Here is a 1,078-nt window from a genome sequence, read left to right on the forward strand (position 1 = left end):
GTGTTTCAGGGGGCTACATCACCTGTATGTCCATGCCAGCTGCATGCTGGAACGTTTGATTCGTCAGATTCCTCTTGAGAACTACCCGGCACAGCAGACGCTTAGTCAAAGTGATAAAGAAACACTGTGCATGATTCAGGATGCCTTTAGTGTCATAGAAGATACCTATAGTGTCACCATTCCGTTCAGCGAAATCGGCTATATTTACGATATCATAAAATAAAATTAATCCTTTAAAATCATAATGATGGATTAACTCCCCCCTCTCACCTCCTTCCGCTTTGACATTAGCTGGCATGATTCCTGCTATCTCAATTCAGTCTCATCATTTATGGCGACACCTGTAGTGTCGTCACTCATTGTGGAGCATGGAGCGGTATGCGTAAGTTTTTGTTCGCCAGTCATGGCAGATTTGCTGATGGAATCAGGGATTCACTGGAAATGGTCGTGGGTAAAAATGAAGATATTTCCACGCTGTGTGCCTACACCGAGGATGTGCCTGATATCAAACTCAGCGTACAAAAATTCATGAGCACGTTGGGCAGCCAAGATGAAGCCATTGTGATCACCGATATCTCTAAGGGAAGCGTGACTAACGAGTTTATTACTCATCTTGACGATCCGCGCCTGCATTTAATCACCGGACTCAATTTACCGTTACTGATTGCATTGATTCTGGAAAACCCCGATACCGACGACACCCAAGCGCTAATTAGAACCGCCGTTCTGGAATCCAAAGAAACCATCCAGTACTGCAATGATGTGTTATTCAACAGTACCCCAAAATCAGATGATTTTTAATGCCAGGAGCGAACATGAAAAATAAAGTTGAAACGTTATTTGGTGACAATAAATTCATTCTTGCCATGCTGCATTTGAAAGGTGAAAACGACCGTGATGTCCTCGAAAATGCAAAAAAAGAGATCGCTATCTATCAACAAAATGGCGTAGATGCGGTGATTGTTGAAAACTATTTTGGCACCCCTGCGCAAGTTGAAAGCGTGCTGCATTACCTCGACAGCACTCAACCGGGTATTACCTACGACGTCAATCTGTTAGGGAAGGTGCGAATAAGCAG

2 protein-coding genes and 1 pseudogene are annotated in these 1,078 nt (G+C 43.7%); all 3 read left to right on the forward strand.

The features are described 5' to 3' along the window. Nucleotides 1-223 (forward strand): PRD domain-containing protein (locus tag FDW95_RS18480; RefSeq protein ID WP_137363578.1); only part of this gene is annotated, 223 nt, incomplete at its 5' end. A 155-nt stretch (nt 224-378) separates the two neighbouring features. Beyond that, complete coding sequence (locus FDW95_RS18485) at nt 379-801, forward strand: PTS sugar transporter (RefSeq protein WP_115259080.1); 423 nt, start codon at nt 379-381, stop codon at nt 799-801. A 14-nt stretch (nt 802-815) separates the two neighbouring features. Then, nucleotides 816-1,078 (forward strand): annotated as a pseudogene (locus tag FDW95_RS18490) (BtpA/SgcQ family protein); the annotation flags it as partial.

The sequence above is a fragment of the Citrobacter sp. wls718 genome, assembly GCF_005280945.1.
Classification (GTDB): Bacteria; Pseudomonadota; Gammaproteobacteria; order Enterobacterales; family Enterobacteriaceae; genus Citrobacter; species Citrobacter gillenii.

What these genes read in the sequence shown, in the direction of transcription:
- FDW95_RS18485 (WP_115259080.1), top strand. Translation starts at nt 379, where the DNA reads ATGCGTAAGTTTTTGTTCGCCAGTCATGGCAGATTTGCTGATGGAATC.